General features: G+C 70.5%; 19 protein-coding genes, 1 tRNA gene and 1 rRNA gene. 13 read left to right on the top strand and 8 right to left on the bottom strand.

Annotation, left to right across the window (positions count from 1 at the left end; all coding sequences use genetic code 11):
- Positions 1-42: 42 nt before the first annotated feature.
- Both ARTHRO9V_RS04240 and ARTHRO9V_RS04245 read right to left on the bottom strand, forming a co-directional pair.
- Positions 43-765 carry a metal-dependent transcriptional regulator gene (locus tag ARTHRO9V_RS04240; RefSeq protein ID WP_055978265.1) on the bottom strand — a complete coding sequence of 241 codons (723 nt, stop codon included), beginning with the start codon at positions 763-765 and terminating at the stop codon, positions 43-45.
- A gap of 61 nt (positions 766-826) precedes the next feature.
- On the bottom strand, positions 827-2305 hold the full coding sequence (locus ARTHRO9V_RS04245) for a xylulokinase (protein WP_159825776.1): 1479 nt from the start codon (positions 2303-2305) through the stop codon (positions 827-829).
- A gap of 167 nt (positions 2306-2472) precedes the next feature.
- On the opposite strand from ARTHRO9V_RS04245, the gene ARTHRO9V_RS04250 reads away from it, so the two are divergent.
- The 4 genes from ARTHRO9V_RS04250 to ARTHRO9V_RS04265 all read left to right on the top strand — a co-directional run bounded on the left by ARTHRO9V_RS04250 (position 2473) and on the right by ARTHRO9V_RS04265 (position 5786).
- Positions 2473-3759 (top strand): adenylosuccinate synthase, encoded by a 1287-nt coding sequence (locus ARTHRO9V_RS04250; protein ID WP_055978268.1) that lies wholly within the window; start codon positions 2473-2475, stop codon positions 3757-3759.
- A 64-nt stretch (positions 3760-3823) separates the two neighbouring features.
- A complete protein-coding gene (locus ARTHRO9V_RS04255) occupies positions 3824-4249 on the top strand; it encodes an organic hydroperoxide resistance protein (protein ID WP_055978271.1) in 426 nt (141 codons plus the stop codon).
- Between the two features lie 119 nt (positions 4250-4368).
- Positions 4369-4728, top strand: coding sequence for a chorismate mutase (locus ARTHRO9V_RS04260; protein WP_082452693.1), 360 nt, complete (start codon positions 4369-4371; stop codon positions 4726-4728).
- Complete coding sequence (locus tag ARTHRO9V_RS04265; protein WP_159825778.1) at positions 4725-5786, top strand: beta-propeller fold lactonase family protein; 1062 nt, start codon at positions 4725-4727, stop codon at positions 5784-5786. Before ARTHRO9V_RS04260 ends, ARTHRO9V_RS04265 begins: the two co-directional genes overlap by 4 nt.
- Positions 5787-5807: 21 nt before the next feature.
- On the opposite strand, the gene ARTHRO9V_RS04270 is transcribed toward ARTHRO9V_RS04265, so the two are convergent.
- The gene (locus tag ARTHRO9V_RS04270) at positions 5808-6374 is read right to left on the bottom strand and encodes a TetR/AcrR family transcriptional regulator (protein ID WP_043593162.1); all 567 of its coding nucleotides are present in this window, start codon (positions 6372-6374) and stop codon (positions 5808-5810) included.
- Between the two features lie 140 nt (positions 6375-6514).
- On the opposite strand from ARTHRO9V_RS04270, the gene ARTHRO9V_RS04275 reads away from it, so the two are divergent.
- From ARTHRO9V_RS04275 to ARTHRO9V_RS04315, 9 genes are all read left to right on the top strand, one after another.
- Positions 6515-8059, top strand: coding sequence for an MFS transporter (locus ARTHRO9V_RS04275; RefSeq protein WP_159825780.1), 1545 nt, complete (start codon positions 6515-6517; stop codon positions 8057-8059).
- Between the two features lie 116 nt (positions 8060-8175).
- On the top strand, positions 8176-9261 hold the full coding sequence (locus ARTHRO9V_RS04280; RefSeq protein WP_055978277.1) for a 3-isopropylmalate dehydrogenase: 1086 nt from the start codon (positions 8176-8178) through the stop codon (positions 9259-9261).
- 8 nt (positions 9262-9269) lie between these two features.
- On the top strand, positions 9270-10403 hold the full coding sequence (locus ARTHRO9V_RS04285) for a branched-chain amino acid aminotransferase (protein WP_055978278.1): 1134 nt from the start codon (positions 9270-9272) through the stop codon (positions 10401-10403).
- Complete coding sequence (locus ARTHRO9V_RS04290) at positions 10400-11170, top strand: fumarylacetoacetate hydrolase family protein (RefSeq protein WP_055978279.1); 771 nt, start codon at positions 10400-10402, stop codon at positions 11168-11170. Before ARTHRO9V_RS04285 ends, ARTHRO9V_RS04290 begins: the two co-directional genes overlap by 4 nt.
- 9 nt (positions 11171-11179) lie before the next feature.
- Positions 11180-12196 (top strand): YeiH family protein, encoded by a 1017-nt coding sequence (locus ARTHRO9V_RS04295; RefSeq protein WP_159825782.1) that lies wholly within the window; start codon positions 11180-11182, stop codon positions 12194-12196.
- A 498-nt stretch (positions 12197-12694) separates the two neighbouring features.
- Positions 12695-12821: ribosomal RNA gene (rrf, locus tag ARTHRO9V_RS04300) — 5S ribosomal RNA — on the top strand.
- 109 nt (positions 12822-12930) lie between these two features.
- Entirely contained in the window at positions 12931-14421 is a 1491-nt protein-coding gene (gene gltX, locus ARTHRO9V_RS04305) for a glutamate--tRNA ligase (protein ID WP_159825784.1), read from the top strand.
- Positions 14418-15353 (top strand): NAD(P)/FAD-dependent oxidoreductase, encoded by a 936-nt coding sequence (locus tag ARTHRO9V_RS04310; RefSeq protein WP_159825786.1) that lies wholly within the window; start codon positions 14418-14420, stop codon positions 15351-15353. Before gltX ends, ARTHRO9V_RS04310 begins: the two co-directional genes overlap by 4 nt.
- A 54-nt stretch (positions 15354-15407) precedes the next feature.
- Positions 15408-15479, top strand: a tRNA-Gln gene (locus tag ARTHRO9V_RS04315).
- A gap of 150 nt (positions 15480-15629) precedes the next feature.
- On the opposite strand, the gene ARTHRO9V_RS04320 is transcribed toward ARTHRO9V_RS04315, so the two are convergent.
- From ARTHRO9V_RS04320 to ARTHRO9V_RS04340, 5 genes are all read right to left on the bottom strand, one after another.
- Positions 15630-16736: an acyltransferase gene (locus tag ARTHRO9V_RS04320; RefSeq protein WP_159825788.1), complete on the bottom strand. Its 1107-nt coding sequence runs from the start codon at positions 16734-16736 to the stop codon at positions 15630-15632.
- Between the two features lie 107 nt (positions 16737-16843).
- Positions 16844-19159, bottom strand: coding sequence for a phosphoribosylformylglycinamidine synthase subunit PurL (purL, locus tag ARTHRO9V_RS04325; protein WP_055978197.1), 2316 nt, complete (start codon positions 19157-19159; stop codon positions 16844-16846).
- Between the two features lie 35 nt (positions 19160-19194).
- Positions 19195-19890, bottom strand: coding sequence for a phosphoribosylformylglycinamidine synthase subunit PurQ (gene purQ / locus ARTHRO9V_RS04330; protein WP_159825790.1), 696 nt, complete (start codon positions 19888-19890; stop codon positions 19195-19197).
- A complete protein-coding gene (purS, locus tag ARTHRO9V_RS04335; RefSeq protein ID WP_043597439.1) occupies positions 19890-20153 on the bottom strand; it encodes a phosphoribosylformylglycinamidine synthase subunit PurS in 264 nt (87 codons plus the stop codon). Before purS ends, purQ begins: the two co-directional genes overlap by 1 nt.
- 286 nt (positions 20154-20439) lie before the next feature.
- On the bottom strand, positions 20440-21771 hold the full coding sequence (locus tag ARTHRO9V_RS04340; RefSeq protein ID WP_159825792.1) for an acyltransferase: 1332 nt from the start codon (positions 21769-21771) through the stop codon (positions 20440-20442).
- Positions 21772-21793: the final 22 nt, after the last annotated feature.

Below are 21793 nucleotides of genomic sequence, written 5' to 3' on the forward strand. Positions count from 1 at the left end.
AGCGGGCGGGCAGGCGGGCACGCGGCGCTGCCCGCCCCCGCGTCAGGCGTGCGTGTGCGGCTCGGAGTTCGCCCACACCGACGCCGCGGCGACGCCGGCCAGTTCGACGCTGCCGACCGCCCGGTCGTGCGCGTCGGTCAGCACGACCTGCAGCGAGCCGGCGTAGTCGCGACGCTCGCCGACGCGCACGTGGGCGCCGACCCGCAGGTCGAGCGAGCTGAGGTAGCGCAGCAGCTCGGGTTCGTCGTCCGAGACGCGCACGACGAAGCCGCACTCGCCCTCGACGAAGTCGCCCAGCGGATGGGCGGCAGGCCGCACGACCGTGCCGTCGGCCGCGGGGATCGGGTCGCCGTGCGGGTCGGCCGTGGGGTGTCCGAGCTCGACGTCGAACCGGTCGAGCAACCGATCGCTGACGGCGTGCTCGAGCACCTCGGCCTCGTCGTGCACCTCGTCCCAGCCGTAACCCAGGCGTTCGACCAGGTACGTCTCGATCAGCCGGTGTCGCCGGACCATCGACACGGCGATCGCACGGCCCGCGTCGCTCAGGGCGATGCGCCGGTAGGGCTCGTAGTCGAGGTAGCCGTCGCGGTCGAGTTTGCGGAGGTTGCCCGAGACGGTCGACGCGCTCACGCCGAGCGTCGCGGCGATCTCGTTGGTCGAGATGCCGGCGCCGACTCCTGCCTCGGCCCACTCCTCGGCCTTCCAGATGACCTTGAGGTAGTCCTCGGCCATGGTGGTGCGCGTGCTGGCCGGGTCGCTGGGCATGGTCCGATCCTAGGCGGCGCCACCCGCGCCTCCTGCGGTCGCCGCGCCCGGCGCACCGGGGTCACGGGCGGGGCAACGACCCCAGCCCCTGCGCGGCCCGGTAGCGCTCGCCGACGGCGGGTCGCAGGTCGGCCTCGAAGGAGGCGCTGGTCGCCGGGGTCCAGGTCGGTCGCGTCCCCGAGAGGGCCCAGCCCGCCTGTCGTGCCGCGCCGTCGGCGACGTACTCGCCCGGCTCGGGCACGACGACGGGCAGGTCGAACACCTGGCGGGCGACGGCCTGGACGGCCGGGTTCAGCGCGGCCCCGCCGATGAGGAGGACGCGGGTGGCCTGGACCCCCTGTCGGCGGACGGCGGCGGCTCCGTCGGACAGTGCCGACAGCATGCCCTCGAAGGCGGCACGGGCCAGGTTCTCGCGGGTGGAGTTCGCCAGGGTCAGGCCCGAGAGCGTCGCCGTGGCGTCGGGCAGGTCGGGGGTGCGTTCGCCCTCGAAGTAGGGCACCAGCGTGACCCCGCCGGCGCCGGGCTCGGCCGCCAGGGCCAGACGGGCCAGTTCGTCGTGGTCGACGCCGAGCAGTCCGCCGACCGACGACAGCACCCGGGCCGCGTTCAGCGTGGCGACCAGGGGGAGGTAGCCACCCGCGGCGTCCGCGAAGCCGGCCACCGTGCCGCCGGGGTCGGTCACGGGCCGGTCGGTGACGGCGAAGGCCGTCCCGCTCGTGCCGATGCTGATGACGAGGTCGCCGACCGTGGCGTCGAGGCCGAGGGCCGCCCCGGCGTTGTCGCCCGCGCCGGCGCCGAACACGATGCCGGCCGGGATCGGGCCGTCCGCGACCGCAGTCCCGGCCGCCTGGTCGGCCTGCAGCACCCGCGGCAGCACGACGCGCCCGGCATCGCCCGCGGGGGAGCCGGTGGCCTCGCGTGCCCCGCGACCGAAGGCGTGCTCGAAGAGCTCGAGGTCGTACGCCTCCCCGGTGGGGCTCCAGTACGAGGTGCCGCTGGCGTCCGAGCGGTCGGTGACGAGGGCGTCGAGGTCGGGCCCGAGCGGGCTCTCGTCGGCGGGACCGAAACCGAGGAGGCGCCAGGTGAGCCAGTCGTGCGGCAGGGCCACCGCGGCGACCCGCGCGGCGTTCTCGGGCTCGGCGTCGCGCAGCCAGCGCAGCTTGGTCGCGGTGAACGACGCGACGGGGACGGAGCCCGTGCGTCGGGCCCACTGCTCGGCCCCGAGCTCGTCGATCAGATCGCGGGCGGCCGGGGCGCTGCGGGTGTCGTTCCAGAGCAGGGCGTCGCGGACGACGCGTCCCTCGGCGTCGAGGGCGACGAGGCCGTGCTGCTGACCGGCGACCGAGAGCGCGGCGACGTCGTCGAGGCCGCCGGCGTCCGCGATCGCCGCGAGCAGCGCCTCCCACCAGGCCGCCGGGGGCACCTCGGTGCCCTGGGGATGCCCGGCCGACCCCTGCCGGACGAGTTCGCCCGTCGAGAGATCACGGACGACGACTTTGCAACTCTGGGTCGATGAGTCGACCCCGGCGACGAGACTCATGGGCACAGTTTGTCGTACGTGACCACAAATGGCCACCGGCGGTGTCCCGCGGGTCGCGCGCCGCGCCTCCGCGACGGGTCCCGGGCCGTCCGGGCGGCCCGGACGAGCCTGTCGGTAGACTCAAGTGCACCTCACCCGGTGCGTTCCCCCGACGTGAGGAGAAACCCATGCCAGCAGTGGTGATCATCGGAGCCCAGTGGGGCGACGAGGGCAAGGGCAAGGCCACCGACCTGTTGTCGAGCCGCATCGACTACGTCGTCAAGTTCAACGGCGGCAACAACGCCGGCCACACCGTGGTGATCGGCGACCAGAAGTACGCATTGCACCTGCTGCCCTCCGGCATCCTCTCGCCCGGCGTGACGCCCGTCATCGGCAACGGCGTCGTCGTCGACATCGAGGTGCTCTTCGACGAGCTCGACGCGCTGATCGCGCGCGGCATCGACGTCTCCCGGTTGCGGGTCAGCGCCAACGCGCACGTCATCACGCACTACCACCGCACCCTCGACAAGGTGACGGAGCGCTTCCTGGGCAAGCGCCAGATCGGCACCACCGGTCGAGGCATCGGCCCGACCTACGCCGACAAGATCAACCGCGTCGGCATCCGCGTGCAGGACATCTTCGACGAGGGCATCCTGCGGCAGAAGGTCGAGGCGGCCCTCGACCAGAAGAACCACCTGCTCGTCAAGATCTACAACCGTCGCGCGATCGAGGTCGACGAGGTCGTCGAGTCGCTGCTGTCGTACGCCGAGCGACTCAAGCCGATGGTCGCCGACACGGCGCTCGAGATCCACCAGGCGCTCGAGGCCGACAAGACCGTCCTCTTTGAGGCGGGCCAGGCGACCATGCTCGACGTCGACCACGGCACCTACCCGTTCGTCACCTCGTCGTCCGCCACCGCAGGAGGCGCCTCGACCGGCTCGGGCATCGGGCCGGGCCGCATCGAGCGCGTCATCGGCATCGTCAAGGCGTACACGACCCGCGTCGGCGCCGGGCCGTTCCCGACCGAGCTCTTCGACGCCTCGGGCGAGTTCCTCCGGGCCAACGGCTTCGAGTTCGGCACGACCACCGGTCGTCCTCGCCGCTGCGGCTGGTACGACGCCCCGATCGCGCGCTACACGGCGCGGATCAACGGCGTGACGGACTTCGTGCTGACCAAGCTCGACGTGCTCACCGGCCTCGAGACGATCCCGGTCTGCGTGGCCTACGACGTCGACGGCGTCCGGCACGACGAGGTCCCCGTCTCGCAGAGCGACTTCCACCACGCGACGCCGATCTACGAAGAGTTCCCGGGGTGGAGCGAGGACATCACGGGGGCGCGCGACTTCGACGACCTGCCGAAGGCCGCGCAGGACTACGTGCTCGCCGTCGAGGCGATGAGCGGCGCCCGCATCTCGGCGATCGGCGTGGGCCCGGGCCGTGACGCCATCGTGCAGCGGCACGACCTGCTCGGCTGAGCCGCGCTACCACACTCACCCGCCACCGAGCCAACTCCCAGAATCTAGGTATGGTCTTCTCCTCATGACACTCGACATCGCCTACACCGCCATCGCCCACGCCACCGGTGGGGGTCGTGACGGCCACGTCCGCAGCGAAGACGACCGACTCGACTTCGACACGCGGCCCCCCAAAGAACTCGGTGGCTCCGGCGAGGGCACCAACCCCGAGCAGCTGTTCGCGGCGGGCTTCGCCGCCTGCTTCCTCAGCGCCATGCACGGCGCCGGCAAGAAGCTCGGCGTCGACACGAAGGACGCCGAGGTCTCGGCGAGCGTCGGCATCGGCGGCAACGGCGAGGGCGGATTCGGCCTCGCGGTCGAGCTCGACATCTACACGCCGAACGTCGAGCCCGAGCGTCGTCAAGAGCTGGCCGACGCGGCCCACCACGTGTGCCCGTACTCGAACGCCACGCGTGGCAACGTCGAGGTCACGCTCACGCTGGTCGACTGATCCCGGCCGGGCCGACCCGGCCGCGAAGGAGGCGCGTCCTGCGAGAGCGGGACGCGCCTCCTTCGTCCGTGGCGGTCCGTCGGCGGCCCCGTCGTCGGGCGCGCCGATAGGGTCGGTGCATGGCACTCGACAGTCCTCTCGGGGCGGACAGCCCCCTCAGCTCGGCCGACCAGGGCGCGATCGACGAACTCGCGGGCATCCGCCAGAGCATCGACAACATCGACGCCGCCCTCGTCCACATGCTCGCCGAACGGTTCAAGTACACGCAGTCCGTCGGCCTGCTCAAGGCGGCGGCGGGCATGCCGGCGAGCGATCCCGAACGCGAGCGCGTGCAGATCCAGCGCCTGCGTCGCCTGGCCGAAGAGGCCCGGCTCGACCCGGCCTTCGCCGAGTCCTTCCTGAACTTCATCGTCGCCGAGGTGATCCACCACCACGAGCGCATCGCCGCCGGCGACGACCCCACCGCCGGCCGCGCATGAGCGACCTCGGCCCGTCCGGCCCCCAGCGTCTCTACGTCGGTTCGTACACCGCGGTCAGCGGTGGCCACGGCCTCGGCATCACCGTCCTCGAGCGGTCGAGGGCCGACGGTCGCTGGCAGGCCGGGCAGGTCGTCGAGGCCGACGACCCGTCGTTCCTCGTCGTCACCGAGGGGGCCCTGCACGCGGTCGCCGAGACGAACGAGGGCCGCGTGCTGTCGTACACGATCGCCGCGGGCCGCCTGGTCGAGGCCGGCGTCGCGGCGTCCGGCGGTGCCTCGCCCTGTCACATCGCCCACGACCCGGCCTCGAACGCCCTGCTCGTCGCGAACTACGTCGGCGGCACCTTCGGCGTGCTCAGCTCCGAGGCCACCGACCCGGCACGCGTGACGGCGACCGTCGCGCTCCCGTCGGGTTCCGGCCCGGTCGCCGACCGCCAGGGCGGGCCGCACGCCCACCAGATCGTCGCGACCCCGTGGGGCACCCACCTGGTCAGCGACCTCGGCACCGACCGGCTGATCGAGGTCGCCGTCGACGTCGTCACGCTCGAACCGTCGATCGTCGGCGTGCACCCGATGCCCGCGGGCTCGGGCCCGCGGCACCTCGCCTTCCTCGGCGACGACCTGCTCGTCGTGGGCGAGCTCGACGCCCGGCTGTACGTCGTCCGGAGGCAGGGTGACGAGCTCGTCATCCCGTACTCGGTTGCGGTCGTCGAGGGCGAGCGGGACGAGCGGGGAGACCTCCCGTCGCACCTGGCCGTCCACGGCTCGCGGGTCTACGTCGCCACGCGCGGCCGCGACACGATCAGCGTGCTCGAGACCTCGGTCGACGCCGAGGGCGGGTCCGACGGCGGTGAGCCCTCGAGGCTCCGCCTGGTCGGTCAGGTGCCGTGCGGCGGCGAGTGGCCGCGGCATTTCACCATCGCCGACGGTCTGCTCTACTGCGCCAACCAGGGTTCCGACACCGTCTCGGTGCTGCCCGTCGACGAGGCCACCGGTCTGCCCGGGGCCCCCGTCGACCTGTTCACCCTCGGCAGCCCCGCCTGCATCGTCGCCGTCTGACCGGACCGCAGGAGGCACGGGTCAGCGTCGCGGCACGAGACGTTGCAGCACGGCGATGACGTCGTCGATCGACGTGTCGTGGCGCGGGTCACCGCCCGAGTCCACCGGTGAGAAGGGCCGCGGCGTGAAGTAGAGCCCGTCGGAGACGAGCGACACCACCCGGGCGACCGCGGGGTCGCCGACGGCGTCGAGGACGACCTGGTGCCAGCGGGACTGCATGGCGGTGAGGGCCTCGAGTGCCCGGGGGTGGCGTCCGCTCGACGCGAGGTTCGAGACGGCGGTGATGCAGCGGTCGAGCGGGTCGTCGGCCGGGATGGCCGCGGGTGACGAGGTGCGGACGAAGTAGTCCACGACGCCCTCCGGCGCGCTGGTCATCGCCGCGACGTCGTCGTCGAGCAGCGCGGTGAGGCGGTCGACGAGGGCGTCGACCAGCGCCTCGCGCGTGGGGAAGTGGTAGAGCAGGCCGCCTTTCGAGACCCCGGCCGCGGCGGCCACGGCATCGAAGGTCGCGGCGCGTTCGCCGTCGTCGACGACGAGCGTCTCGAACGTGTCGAGCATCGATTCCCGGGCTGACGGTCGAGGGCTCATTCTGTTACTGTACCGTCTGGACGGTGTAACTGTACCGTCCGGACGGTCGGCACCCGCGCCTCCTGCCCTCGTCGGGCCGCCGACGCCAGGCGGTGCGCCCACCATTCGACCCACCACTCCACCGACCGCGAGAGAACGCCATGACCCGCCCCGCCACCGTCACCGCCACGACCCCGACCGGCGTCCCGCCGCGTGCCGGCCGACGACAGTGGGCCGCGTTGGTCGTGCTCATGCTGCCGGTGCTGCTCGTCTCGGTCGACAACACGGTGCTGAGCTTCGCCCTGCCCGAGATCTCGACCGCACTGCAGCCGAGCGCCGCGGGCCAGCTCTGGATCGTCGACGTCTACTCGCTCGTCCTCGCCGGCCTGCTCGTGGCCATGGGGTCGATGGGCGACCGGTTCGGCCGCCGCAAGCTGCTGCTGACCGGTGCGAGCGGATTCGCCGTGGTCTCGGTGCTCGCCGCGTTCTCCACGAGCGCCGAGCAGCTCATCACGGCACGAGCCGTGCTGGGCTTCTTCGGCGCGATGATCATGCCGGCGACCCTCTCGCTGCTGCGCAGCACCTTCCTCGACCGTGAGCAGCGCCGGCTCGCGATCGCCGTCTGGGCCTCGGGCTTCGCCGCCGGATCGGCCCTGGGCCCGATCGTCGGCGGCGTGCTCCTCGAGCACTTCGCCTGGGGCTCGGTGTTCCTCGTCGCGGTGCCCGTGCTCGTCCCCCTGCTGATCGCCGGCCCGCTGCTGCTCACCGAGAGCCGCGATCCCGCACCGGGGCCGGCCGACCCGTTCTCGGTGCTGCTGTCGCTCGCGGCCATGGCGCCGGTCGTCGCGGCGATCAAGCTGCTCGCGACCGACGGCTTCGTCTGGCCCGTCGCCGCCCTGGCGCTGGTCGGCGTGGGCTCGGGCTGGCTGTTCGTCCGGCGTCAGCTCGCCCGCCCGCGTCCGCTGCTCGACGTGCGGCTCTTCACGAACCCGGTGTTCGCCGGATCGGTCCTGGTCAACCTGCTCGCCGTCGTGGCGCTCGTGGCCTTCCTGTTCTTCACGACCCAGCACCTGCAACTCGTCGTGGGGCTGCGGCCGTTGCAGGCCGCGCTGACGCTGGTGCCCGGTCTCGCGGTGATGATCCTGGCGGGCCTCGGCGTCGTGCGGGTCGTCCGGTGGCTCCGCCCGCGCACCATCGTCGCGATCGGCCTCGCCTCGGCCGCCCTCGCCTACGCGGCGGTCTTCGCCACCGGCGCCGGGGCCCCCGTGGTCGTGTTCGTCGTGGCCTTCGCCTTCGTCGGCCTGGGCGTCGGCGCGGCCGAGACGATCTCGAACGACCTGATCATCGCGGCCGTGCCCGCGAACCGGGCCGGGGCCGCCTCGGCGGTGTCCGAGACCGCCTACGAGGTCGGTGCCGTCCTCGGAACCGCCGTGCTCGGCAGCATGTTGACCGCCATCTACCGGGGTGCCCTGGTCGTGCCCGCCGGCGTGCCCACCGAGGCGGGCGAGGCGGCCCGCGAGACCCTGGGAGGCGCGGTGGCGGTCTCCGACGGGCTTCCCGAGTCGCTCGCGGGCCCCCTGCTGCACGCCGCCACCGCCGCCTTCGACCACGGTCTCGTCGCCACGGCCGGGGTCGGGGCACTGGTGATGGTCGCCGCGGTGGTGGTCGCCCTCACGACCCTCCGCCGCGCCTCCTCGGCCGACTGAGGCCCCGGGTCGTCCGGGCCACCCCGGCACGGGTGGCCCGAGCCGGCCGCGGGGCCCGCGCGGCCCACCTGCCCACTAGTAAAGTGTGGCGAGCCCCCCGAGACGCCAGGAGAACCATGCCCCGCACCGTCAGACTCGCCGCCATCCCCGGAGACGGCATCGGCCCCGAGGTGGTCGCGGAGGCCCTCAAGGTGCTCGAGGTCGCGGCCGGCGACGACGCGACGTTCGAGGTCACGACCTTCTCGCTGGGTGCGGCGCGCTACCTCGAGACGGGCGACATCCTGACCGACGACGACCTGACGGCCGTCGCGTCGCACGACGCGATCCTGCTCGGAGCGGTGGGCGGCGACCCCCGCGACCCGCGGCTGGCGGGCGGCATCATCGAGCGTGGCCTGTTGCTCAAGCTGCGCTTCGCCCTCGACCACTACGTCAACCTGCGGCCCACCAAGGTCCACCCCGGCGTCCCGTCGCCGCTCTCGGCGCCCGGCGAGGTCGACTTCGTCGTCGTCCGCGAGGGCACCGAGGGGCCCTACGTCGGCAACGGAGGCGCGCTGCGGCAGGGCACGCCACACGAGATCGCGAACGAGGTCAGCGTCAACACGGCGCACGGCGTCGAGCGCGTCGTGCGTTTCGCCTTCGAGAAGGCCCGCGGTCGTCGTGGGCACCTGACCCTCGTGCACAAGACCAACGTGCTCGTGTTCTCGGGCAGCCTCTGGCAGCGCACCGTCGACGCCGTGGCCGCCGAGTACCCCGACGTCGCCGTCGACTACCAGCACGTCGACGCGGCCACCATCCACCTCGTGGTCGACCCCTCCCGGTTCGACGTCATCGTCACCGACAACCTCTTCGGCGACATCCTCACCGACCTCGCCGGCGCCATCAGCGGCGGCATCGGGCTCGCGGCATCGGGCAACCTCAACCCCGACGGCGCTTTCCCGAGCATGTTCGAGCCCGTGCACGGCTCGGCCCCCGACATCGCCGGTCAGCAGAAGGCCGACCCGACGGCGGCGATCCTCTCCGTCGCCCTCCTGCTCGACCACCTCGGCCTGCCCGACGCGGCCGCCCGCGTCACCCGGGCCGTCGACGCCGACATCGCCGACCGCGCCTCGCGTGACGCGTCCGTCCCCGCCCGCCGCACGGACGAGATCGGCACGGCGATCGCCGACCGCGTGCGCACCCTGTCCCCGTCTGCCTCCGCCTGAAGGGCATCATGACCACCACCGACAACGTCTCCGCCCCGACCGACGACTCGGCCGACTTCCCGCTGCAGTTCGAGCTGACGCCGTCCGAGACGGCACGCGACGACGCCGAACGCGAGACGATCCTGAGCGACCCCGGCTTCGGCAAGCACTTCACCGACCACATGGTGACCATCGAGTGGACCCTCGCCGACGGGTGGCACGCGGCGTCCGTCCACCCGTACGGCCCGCTGCAGCTCGACCCCTCGGCGTCGGTGCTGCACTACGCGCAAGAGATCTTCGAGGGCATGAAGGCCTACCGGCACGCCGACGGTTCGGTCTGGTCGTTCCGGCCGGACGCCAACGGTCGCCGCCTGCAGCGCTCGGCCCGCCGACTCGCGCTGCCCGAGCTCAGCACCGACGACTTCGTCGAGTCGGTCCGCCAACTCGTGCGGGCCGATCTCGACTGGGTGCCGTCGGCCCCCGAGACGAGCCTGTACCTCCGGCCGTTCATGATCGCCACCGAGGCGTTCCTGGGGGTCCGGGCCGCCCACGAGGTGTCGTACCACGTGATCGCGAGTCCGGCCGGGGCCTACTTCAGCGGCGGCGTCTCCCCGGTCTCGATCTGGCTGACCACGAACTACGCCCGAGCAGGCAAGGGTGGCACGGGTGCGGCCAAGACCGGCGGCAACTACGCGTCGTCCCTGCTGCCGCAGCAGGAGGCCTACGAGAACGGCTGCCAGCAGGTGCTGTTCCTCGACTCGTCCGAGAGCAACTACATCGAAGAGCTCGGCGGGATGAACGTGGTGCTCGTCAAGAAGGACGGCACCCTCGTCACTCCCGACAGCGACTCGATCCTCGAGGGCATCACCCGTGACTCGATCCTCGAGTTGGCCGAGGCCCGGGGCCACCGCGTCGAGCGTCGTCGCGTGACGATCGACGAGTGGCGTGACGGCGTCGAGTCCGGCGACATCGTCGAGGTCTTCGCGTGCGGCACGGCCGCCGTCGTCGTCCCGATCGCCGAACTCAAGGGCGAGGGCATCCACATCGGGTCGCCCGCCGCGACCGGTGGAGAACTGACCATGTCCCTGCGCGAAGAGCTGACCGACATCCAGTACGGCCGCCGTCCCGATGTCCACGGCTGGATGACTAGGCTCGACGCGTGAAGATCGCCCGTTTCGCCACGCCCGGAGAAGACCCCCGCTACGGCATCGTCGACGAGCGCGAGCTCATCGTCCTCGCCGGTGATCCCATGTACAGCGGGTACGAGACGACGGGCGAGCGGGTGTCCCTGCGTCAGGCCAAACTGCTCGCGCCGGTGATCCCGCGGTCCAAGGTCGTGGGAGTCGGCCTGAACTACCAGGACCACGCCGACGAGCTCGGCCAGTCCGCGCCCGAGGCGCCCATCCTGTTCCTCAAGCCCAACACGACGGTCATCGGTTTCGGCGACTCGATCCAGCTCCCGCCCGACGTCGGCCGGGTCGACTTCGAAGGCGAACTCGCCATCGTCATCGGGTCGATCGCCAAGCGCGTGAAGGCCGAGGACTACCAGGACGTGGTGTTCGGCTACACCGTCGCCAACGACGTCACGGCCCGCGACGTGCAGAACGCCGACGGCCAATGGACCCGCGCGAAGGGCTACGACACCTTCCTGCCCCTCGGCCCCTACATCGAGAACGAATTCGACTGGGCGGACGCCACCATCGAGACCCGGGTGGACGGCGAGGTCATGCAGCGCGAGTCGACGATGCAGATGATCCACAAGATCCCCGAGCTGATCGAGTACGTCACGGACGTCTTCACCCTGCTGCCGGGTGACGTCATCCTGACCGGCACGCCCGCCGGCATCGGTCCGTTCACGGCTGGCCAGACCGTCGAGGTCGCGATCTCGGGCCTCGGCTCGTTGATCAACCCCGCCAAGAACCGGGTCTAGGCCCGCCCGGTGAGCCCCGCCGCCGTCGACGCGCCCCCGCGCACGAATCCGGTGCCGGGGCTCCTGCTGGCCGGGGTCGCCTACGGGGTGGCGTGGGGCCTGCACCTCGTGTTGCCGGCGGTCCCCGTCCTGACCTGGTGCGTCCTGCTCGGCATCGCGGCCGCCCAGGTCCGGCCCCTCCGCCCGGTGATCGACGGCAGCGGCAAGCCCGGACTGACGTTCGCCTCGAAGCGACTGTTGCGCATCGGCGTCGTGTTGCTCGGGCTCCAGCTCAGCCTCGTCGACGTCGCCGGACTCGGGTGGGCGACGGTCGTCGTCGTGATCGCGATCCTCGGCCTCACGTTCGCGGTCACCTACCTGCTCGGCCGATGGGCCCGGCTCCCCGGTGACCAACCCCTCCTGCTCGCGGCCGGCTTCTCAATCTGCGGGGCGTCGGCGATCGGCGCGATGAGTGCCGTGACCCGCGATCGCGGCAAGGACGCCGCGACTCCCGTCGCTCTGGTCACGTTGTTCGGCACGCTCGCGATCGCCGTCCTGCCCCTGATCGGAGGGTGGGTCGGTCTGACCGACCTCGAGTTCGGTGCCTGGGTGGGGGCGAGCGTGCACGACGTCGGTCAGGTCGTCGCCACGGCGCAGACCGCCGGAGCGGCCGCTCTCGCGATCGCGGTCATCGTCAAGCTCACGCGGGTCCTGATGCTCGCGCCGATCGTGGCGATCACGTCGACCGTGGTCCGCCGACGGGGTGCCGACGCCGGAGCCCGGCCGCCGATCGTGCCGTTGTTCGTCGTCGGCTTCGCCGTCGCGGTCGTCGTCCGGACGGTGATCCCGGTTCCGGAGGCGCTGCTCGCGATCGCGGGGACGGTCCAGTCGGTCCTGCTCGGGCTCGCACTCGTCGGCCTCGGGTCGGGCATCCGCCTCGAGCGCCTCGTCCGCACCGGCGGCCGCGCCTTCCTCGTGGGCCTGGCCTCGTGGATCGTCATCGCCTCGGTGTCCCTGGGCGCCGTGCTCGTGCTGCCCCTCAGGTAGCGGCCCCGCCACTCTTCGGGACGTGGCCCGCGACACGCCCGGGATGCACGAAGTTTGGCCATGCCTGTCTCGGGCTGCGTATAGTAATCACTTGTCACCCCAAAGGTGCGGGCGGAGCGAAGCTTCCCCGGCCCTCAAGTGGGACCAACTTCCAAGTCCTCGAGTTGCTTTACAGCCTCGGACCAAGTGAGTTGCGAACACTGATCAAGATGATGTAGAGTTACGGCTCGTTCCGCAAGGGGCGTCGGCACGGTCTCGGCATCGTCGGTCAGTGCATAAGGTTACAGAACTGCTCAGGGCAAAAGTCTTTCACGGCTGGGTCCCTGGTGCGTTTGGTCCTTGAGAACTCAACAGCGTGCACATTGTCAAATGCCAAATTATACCCTGGCATTGCTTGTGGCTTCACCTTTGGTGGGGTTGTGAGTGGTGTTTAGGTTTCTTTGAGATTGATGGACAACAACAATCGTCAGATTGTTTTGTTCTTTAGTCAGCATCAAATTCAGCAGTCATGGCCTATTCCGGTTGTGCTGTTTCGCCCGGTCACATTCCGAACCCGGAAGCTAAGACTCTCAGCGCCGATGGTACTGCAAGGGGGACCTTGTGGGAGAGTAGGACACCGCCGGACTCCTTTTAGTGCGAACAGCACACGAAACACCAGAAAGGCCCCTTCTTCGGAAGGGGCCTTTCTGCGTTTAACGCTGACCCGCCCACCAACCCCGGTAAGATCGTCAGCGATGTCAGCTCCCTTCTCCACCGCTACCGGCACCGACGTGCGCGTGCGGTTCTGCCCCTCGCCCACCGGAACGCCGCATGTCGGCCTCATCCGCACCGCCCTCTTCAACTGGGCCTACGCCCGGCACACGGGTGGCAAGCTCGTGTTCCGCATCGAAGACACCGATGCGGCCCGAGACAGCGAAGAGAGTTACGAGCAGATCCTCGACGGGCTTCGTTGGCTCAACATCGACTGGGACGAGGGCATCGACGCAGGTGGGCCTCATGGCCCCTACCGTCAGTCTCAGCGCCATGACATCTATCGCGGGGTCATCGATCAGCTGCTCGAGCGGGGGCTTCTCTACGAGAGCTTCGCCACGGGTGAAGAGATCGAAGCTCGCAACATCGCCAACGGTCGCGACCCCAAGCAGGGTTACGACAACTTCGAGCGTGAGCTGAGCGACGCACAACGTGCGGCGTTCCGAGCCGAGGGGCGTCAGCCGGCACTCCGGTTGCGAGTGCCCGACCGCGACCTCAGCTTCGACGATCTCGTCCGCGGTGCGATCACGTTCCCGGCGGGATCGTTCAGCGACTTCGTCGTCGTCCGACCGAACGGAGTGCCTCTCTACACTTTCGTGAACCCGCTGGACGATGCTCTGATGGGCATCACCCACGTCCTGCGCGGTGAGGACCTCCTCTCGTCCACTCCCCGCCAGATCGCCCTCTACGAGGCGCTGGTCGAGCTCGGCATCACCACGTTCGTCCCTCGGTTCGGCCATCTGCCCTATGTAATGGGCGACGGCAACAAGAAGCTCTCGAAGCGCGATCCCGAGTCCAACCTGTTCCATCACCGAGACCGCGGCTTCATCCCCGAGGGCCTCGTCAACTACCTGGCGCTCCTGGGGTGGTCCTTGACTCACGATCGGGACGTGTTCTCGATCGACGAGATGGTCGCGGCGTTCGACGTCGTCGACGTGAACCCGAACCCCGCGCGATTCGACGTGAAGAAGGCCGAGTCGATCAACGGCGACCACATCCGACTGCTGTCCGTCGGGGACTTCACCGAGCGACTGCTGCCCTACCTCGACGGGGTCGTCAGCGTTCCGCCGACGGAGGCCGAGCGTGCCGTGCTCGTGCAGGCGGCGCCCCTCGTCCAAGAACGCATGACCCTCCTGTCCGAGGCTCGTGGCATGCTCGGCTTCTTGTTCGTCGCCGACGACGACCTGGTCCACGAGGACGACGCGCTGGCCTCGCTGGGCGAGCGGTCCACCGAGGTGCTGCGCGCCTCCTCGGCTGCCCTCGAGGGCCTGGCCGACTGGACGCACGAGTCGATCCAGGCGGTCCTCAAGGAGGCGCTCGTCGACGGACTCGGCCTCAAGCCCCGCGTGGCCTATGGCCCGTTGCGGGTGGCGCTGTCCGGGCGTCGCGTGAGTCCGCCGTTGTTCGAGTCGATGGAGATCCTCGGCCGCGAGTCGACCCTTGCCCGACTCGCGGCTCTCGCCGACCGCTCATGACCGAGCGCTACGACGTCGCTGTCATCGGGGGCGGCCCCGCAGGGTTGAGCGCTGCGCTCAACCTCGTCCGCGCCCGCCGACGGGTCGTGCTGATCGACAGCAACCGGCCGCGGAACTCCGCCACGCTGCTCTCGCACGGGTACCTCACCCGCGACGGCATCTCGCCGCTCGAGCTCCGCAAGCTCGGACGCGACGAGTTCCTGGGGTACGAGGGGGCCGAACACCGGCAGACCCTGGCGACGAACGTCGTCCCGGTCGACGGCGGGTTCGAGATCTCGTGCGCGTTCCGTGGGCAGGAGTCGTCCGCCCTGGCAGGGACCGTGCTGGTGACGACGGGTCTGAGCGAGACCCTGCCAGAGATCGCCCAACTCCGAGCGTTCTACGGCACGTACGTCCACAGCTGCATCGAATGCGACGGGTACGACAAACGTGACCAGCCACTCGCCCTCATCGGTGAGCACCCTGACCTGGTCGACCGCGCCCTGTTGCTCTCGCAGTGGACAGACGACCTCATCGTCTTCACGCACGGTTCGGACGTGGTGACCTCGGAGGACGAGGCTGCGTTGGCCGCCCGGGGGATCACCGTGGACCGTCGTCGCGTCACGAGCATCGACGGCGATCGTGACGGCATGCGTGGGGTCGTGCTCGAGGACGGCACGGTCGTGCCTCGGGCCGGTGGTTTCGTCCGCCCGGAGTGGTCGGCCGCGCTCGACTACGTCTCGGCGACGGGGGCCGACCTGGACGGCGACGGACTGCTCGTCGTGGACGGCCATGGTCGCACGTCGGTTCCTGGGCTGTACGCCGCCGGCGAGAGCACCGCACCCGGTCCCCAGCAACTCATCGTTGCCGCCGGCGACGGCGCCCGTGTCGCTGCCGTGATCAACCGGGACCTCATCGGTGGCCTCGAACACCTGGCAGATGCTGTACAGTAGACGTCGGTCCAGATGATGGGCCGACAGTGATGTAGACCTGACGGTTGTCATCATTGGGGTATGGTGTAATTGGCAACACGACTGATTCTGGTTCAGTTGTTCTTGGTTCGAGTCCAGGTACCCCAGCAACTTTGCTCCCCCTGGCCTTTCGGCCCGGGGGAATTGCTGTTCGTGCCTGTCTAGCCGCCTCCGGCGGCGTGTTCGGCTTCGCCGAACGCGATCGTCCCCGCTTCGCGCCTCGGGGAGAGTCGTCGGTGCGCGGTCGGGCGCCAGCAGCTAGGCCGGTTGGGGCTCTTCTGACTCGGAGCCGAGCGGGCGCCGGGGGTCGCGTCCTCGTCGGGCGAGAACCCTGGCGAGGGGGCGCTCGACGCGACGGTGGATGACGAACGACAGGGCCACCAGGAGTGGAACCGACACGGCGACCGACAGCCAGCCGTCGATCCAACCCAGGCGCGCGAAGAGCTCGGGCACGGCCGGGGCCACCAAGGGGTGGAACAGGTAGAGCGCGTACGACGCGGCACCGCCGGTGAGCACCCAGGTCGGCGTCACGCGGCGAAGGGGACCTTCGGCCAGCACCGTCGCCGCGACGACGGCCGTGACGCCCGCGAATCGGGCTGGTGCGTTGCGCCCGAAGCCCCCGTCGCCGACGGACGTGGCGAGCACGACCGCCAGGGCCACCAGGGAGACCGCGAGCACGGCCCACAACCAGCCACGGCGGGCGGGACGCGTCAGCTCGGCGATCACCATGCCGATGAGGAAGAACAGGACGATGGGGTCGAAATAGACCGCCCATGCCGGGCGTGCGGCGTCGAAGGCCCACCACAGCGCCGAGCAGCTGACGAGCACCGCTCCGACGGTGGGCAGGACTCTGACCCTGAGGGCCAGGCACAGGGCCACGAGGGCGTAGAACGCACACTCGAAGACGAGGGTCCAGCCGACGCCGAGGACGGGTTCGATGTTGCCTTCGGCGTTGCGGGTCGGGATGAAGAAGTATGACCCGAGCGTGTTGGCCGGCTCGAGGGTGGCGTGCAGCACGGCCGAAGGGACGAGTACCAACGTCAGCACCTTGAGGGTCGTCGCGAGCCAGTAGAGCGGGACGATGCGATCGAGTCGGCGACGCGCGAAGATGGCCCAGGCCCGCGGCGTGCCCTCGAGGCGACGGACGGTGTGCATCATGACGAACCCACTGATCGCGAAGAAGACGTCCACCCCGACCGATCCGTAGCTCCACGGGCGGAACGAGGGGTCGAGTCGTTCGTGGGCGTAGAACACGGTGTGGGTGACGACCACCAGGAGGGCTGCCACGAACCGGAGGCCCTGGATGCCCGAGAAGCGTTCGCGATCACGGAAGGACGCCTCAGGGGACGGGGTCGGGGTCTGCATATGAGACATTTTACATGCAGAAGATGCGGGGCCCTAGGGTTCTGCCTCCCACGAACTCGAAGGCCCTCACCTGTGGTGAGGGCCTTCGAGTCGTCGCAGGATGGTGACTAGTCGCCGATGGTGGCTCCGAAGCGGGCCGGCAGAGTGCCACGGTGGGTGCTGCGCAGCTCGTCGATGGACACCGTGAAGACGTCCTGTACCTCGAGCGACCCCGACTCGCCGTCGGTCACGCCGATGCGGGCCACCGGGTAGCCACGGCCCTCGCAGAGGCCGCGGAAGCGGACGTCGTCCTCGCGGGGCACCGAGACGATCACGCGACCGGTCGACTCGCTGAAGAGGGCGGTCGCGACGTCGATGCCGTCCCGCTCGATGATCTCACCCAGCCAGACGCGAGCACCGACTCCGAAGCGCAGCACGGCCTCGGCTAGCGCCTGTGCCAGGCCGCCGTCGCTCAGGTCGTGGGCCGCCGCGATCAACGACTGGTCGCCACCGGCGTGCAGGAGCTGCGCGAGCTGCGCCTCGGCCGCGAGGTCGACCGCCGGCGGGCGTCCACCGAGGTGGTCGTGGACCACGCCGGCCCAGGCCGATCCGTCGAGCTCGAGCGCCGTGGTGCCGAGCAGGTAGATGTTGTCGCCTTCGTCCTGCCAGCCGGACGGGATGCGCTTGGCGACGTCGTCTATCACGCCGAGGACGCCCACCACGGGAGTGGGGTGGATCGGACGCGTGCCGGTCTGGTTGTAGAACGACACGTTGCCGCCGGTGACCGGGATCTCGAGTTCGAGGCACCCGTCGGCCAGTCCCTCGACGGCCTGCGAGAACTGCCACATGACCTCGGGGTCCTCCGGGCTGCCGAAGTTCAGGCAGTCGGTCACGGCGGCGGGCACGGCACCGGTCACGGCGACGTTGCGGTACGCCTCGGCCAGCGCCAGGCGAGCACCCTGCTTGGGATCGAGCTGGCAGTAGCGCCCGTTGGCGTCGGTCGCGATCGCGAAGCCGAGACCGGTCTCTTCGTCGACGCGGATCATGCCTCCGTCGTCGGGGAAGCTGAGCGCGGTGTTGCCCAGCACGTAGGTGTCGTACTGGTTCGTGACCCAGCTCTTGTCGGCCAGGTTGGGCGAGCCGAGCAGTTCGAGGAACTGCTCGCGAAGGACGGCGTTGCCCGTGGGGCGGGGCAGCGACGAGGCGCTGTCGGCCTGCAGGGCGTCGATCCAGGTGGGGTAGGCGACGGGGCGCTCGTACACCGGGCCGTCGACGGCGACCGTGCGGGGCTCGACGTTGACGATCTCTTCGCCGTGCCAGTTGATGACGAGACGGCCGGTGTCGGTGACCTCGCCGAGCACGCTCGTCTCGACGTCCCACTTCGCCACGACCGCGAGGAACGCGTCGAGCTTCTCGGGACGCACGACGGCCATCATGCGTTCTTGGCTCTCGCTCATCAGGATCTCTTCGGCGGTGAGCGACGGGTCGCGCAGCAGGACGTTGTCGAGTTCGATGAACATTCCGCCGTCGCCGTTCGAGGCGAGCTCGGACGTGGCGCAGCTGATGCCGGCTGCACCGAGGTCTTGGATGCCCTCGACCAGTTCGTCGCGGAACAGCTCGAGGCAGCACTCGATGAGCACCTTCTCGGCGAACGGGTCGCCGACCTGGACGGCAGGACGCTTGGTGGGCCCGCCGGACGAGAACGTGTCGGAGGCGAGGATGGAGGCGCCGCCGATGCCGTCACCGCCGGTGCGCGCACCGAACAGGACCACCTTGTTGCCGACGCCCCGGGCGTTGGCCAGGTGGAGGTCTTCGTGGCGCAGGACGCCCACGGCCAGTGCGTTGACCAGGGGGTTGCCCTGGTAGACGGCGTCGAAGTAGGTCTCGCCGCCGATGTTGGGCAGGCCGAGGCAGTTGGCGTAGAAGCTGATGCCACCGACGACGCCGTCGACCACGCGGGCCGTGTCCGCCGCGTCGATGTCGCCGAAGCGCAGCTGGTCCATGACCGCGACGGGGCGGGCACCCATCGAGATGATGTCGCGGACGATGCCGCCCACGCCGGTGGCCGCCCCCTGGAACGGCTCGATGTAGCTCGGGTGGTTGTGCGACTCGACCTTGAAGGTGACGGCCCAGCCGCCCCCCACGTCGACCACTCCGGCGTTCTCGCCCATGCCGACCATGAGGTTCTTCTTCATGGCGGGCGAGACCTTCTGGCCGAACTGCCGGAGGTAGATCTTGCTCGACTTGTAGGAGCAGTGCTCGCTCCACATGACCGAGTACATGGCGAGCTCACCGCTCGTGGGGCGACGCCCCAGGATCTCGCGGATCTTCGCGTACTCGTCGGCCTTCAGGCCGAGGGCGCCGTAGGGCTGCTCGCGATCGGGCGTCGCCGCGGCGTTCGCCACGGTGTCGGGCACGTGACCCTCGGGGCGGACGTCGATCATCTCGGCGTCGTGCGGGGCGCGGTCGGTCTGGTCGGTCACTTGGCGAGGGCCCTCTCGAGAACGGACGTGAAGAAGGTCAGGCCGTCGATGCCGCTCGACATCGCGGCGGGGGTGTCGGGGCCGAAGCCCTCTTCGACGGCGTGCTCGGGGTGCGGCATGAGGCCGACGACGTTGCCGCGCGCATTGGTGACGCCGGCGATGTCGTCCATCGACCCGTTCGGGTTCACGCCGACGTAGCGGAAGGCGACCTGCCCCTCGCCCTCGATGCGCTTGATGGTCTCGGCGTCGGCGATGAAGCGCCCGTCCGCGTTCTTGAGGGGGATGGTGATCTCTTGCCCCTCGGTGAAGCCGTTCGTCCAGTCGGTGCGGGCGTTCTCGACGACGAGACGCTGGTCGCGGCGGATGAACTGCTGGTGCGCGTTGCGGGTGTGCGCCCCCGGGATCAGGCGGGCCTCGGCGAGCATCTGGAAGCCGTTGCAGATGCCGAGGACGGGCATTCCCGCGTTCGCGGCGTCGACCACGTCGGCCATGATCGGCGAGAAGGAGGCGATCGCGCCGGCACGCAGGTAGTCGCCGTAGCTGAAGCCGCCGGGCAGGATGATCGCCTCGACGCCCTTCAGGTCGTGGTCGCCGTGCCAGAGGGCGACGGGCTCGCCGCCCGCGAGTCGGACCGCGCGCTGCGCGTCACGGTCGTCGAGGGAGCCGGGGAAGGTGACGACGCCGACGCGCATCAGAGGGCGGCGGGAGCGTCGGCGACGGTGATCGAGACGACGTCCTCGATGACCGAGTTCGAGAACATGTCGTCGGCGAGCTCGCGGACGTCCGCGAGGACGGCGTCGGTCACCTCGCCCTCGACCGTGACCTCGAAGCGCTTGCCGATGCGGACGTCGGTGAACGCCCCTTTGCCGAGACGGGAGAGGGCACCGGCGACGGCCTTGCCCTGGGGGTCGAGCAGTTCAGCCTTGGGCATGACCTCGACGACGATTGTGGGCACTGGTTTACTCCTGCAGAGGCGTCAACGGGTGGACTCGACGAGTCTACGGCAGCCGCGCGCGCCTCCTGGTGGTGCTCTGTCGTCGTGGACGCATCGACCGTCGCGGCGATGGTCAGCGGAATGCGGGCCACCTGTCAGCCGGATCATTGGTTCGCGCCGCAGGGTGTTCTCAGCGGACAGAGCGCGGGCCTCGTGATCGGGCCTTCTGTTCCGCGTCCGGTCCCGGGGTTCCTGATCCGCTCCGAGACCGCCGGACGCCCGGCCGAGCCCCCCGTCGGCCGGGCGTCTACCCCGTGTGGGCTGCGTCCGCGGGTCTGTCGGCGGCCCGCAGGGCGGACCCCGGGTCGACGTCGGGGCGCGACCGGCCGAGCAGCCAGACGGCCAGGGGCAGGCAGATCGCGCCCGCGATCGCGTTGCGCAGGTCGAGGCCCTCGTGCATCACGTCGAACGGCGGCCCGATGGCGAGCACCGCCGCCACCCCGATCGACCACCAGGAGGCGCGGCGCCGCCCCTCGGCGAACGCTCGCGGCGGCAGTTCGAACCGGGCGGTCGCCAGCGAGACCAGGCAGGTCAGCCCGATGACGAGGGCCCAGATCGGGAGGCGCGTCCACCACCAGGTGGCGGTCGAGGGTTGGGGGAGCGGCCCGCCCACGGCCAAGAGGACCCCGAGCACGGCGATCAACAGCGGGAGGTGCCAGAGGTAGATGGTCATGCCGCGGCTGCCGACGGCGAACACGACGGCGCGGGCCGCCGACGTGGACATGAGACGCGCCAGGGCGGGGTGCACGAGCGACAGGACGCAGATCTGCGCCACCCCGAGCACCATGAGCGGCACCGTCGGCGGGTTGAGGTTGCTCAGCATGTCGTCCGACCACGGCCCGGCCGTCGTCAGCGGGACCAGCGAGGCGTACGCCACGACGGCGACGACGAGCAGCACGGCCCGAGGGGTCCGACGGAACAGCCCGTCGGCGTAGGCGAAGCCGAGCTGCTGCACGAAGAGCCACACGAAGGCGAGGTTGAGGAGCCCGACGGCCGTGACGCCGGTGCCGTACCGCACCGCGTCGACCAGGACCGCGGCGACGACCAGGACGGACAGCGTCGCCCACGGGCGGGTCGCGTGCAGGCGGGCCATCACCGGCACGAGCAGCTGCGTGATGCCGTAGGCGGCGAGGAACCAGAACGGCGAGCCCACGCCGGTCGCCACGACGTCGAGCAGTTCGGGATCGACGCCGAGCAGGGTCGCGACGGCGAGGGCGATCGCGAGGACGACGAAGACCGCGCTCGCGGGGCGGGCGAGGCGCAGGAGGCGACCGCGGACGAAGTCGCCGGCGTCGGCGCCGCGGCGCCGTGCCCCGGCCCAGGCCGTGGCGCTGGCGAACCCGCCCACCACGAAGAAGAGCGGCATGATCTGCCCGGCCCACGTCGAGAGCGGGAACCAGGACTGCTCTTGCAGGGGACGGTTCGCCACGACGGCACCCGTCGCGTCGACGGCGACACCGACCATCATCACGTGGATCGCGACGACCAGCAGGACGCAGAAGACGCGGGCGAGATCCACCACGAGGTCGCGGCCCGGGGGGACGACGACGGACGGCGGTGTCGTGGCGGCGGTGCTCATGTCGACGACGGTAGCGACCCGT

This window comes from Frigoribacterium sp. 9N (genome assembly GCF_902506305.1).
Taxonomy (GTDB): Bacteria; Actinomycetota; Actinomycetes; order Actinomycetales; family Microbacteriaceae; genus Frigoribacterium.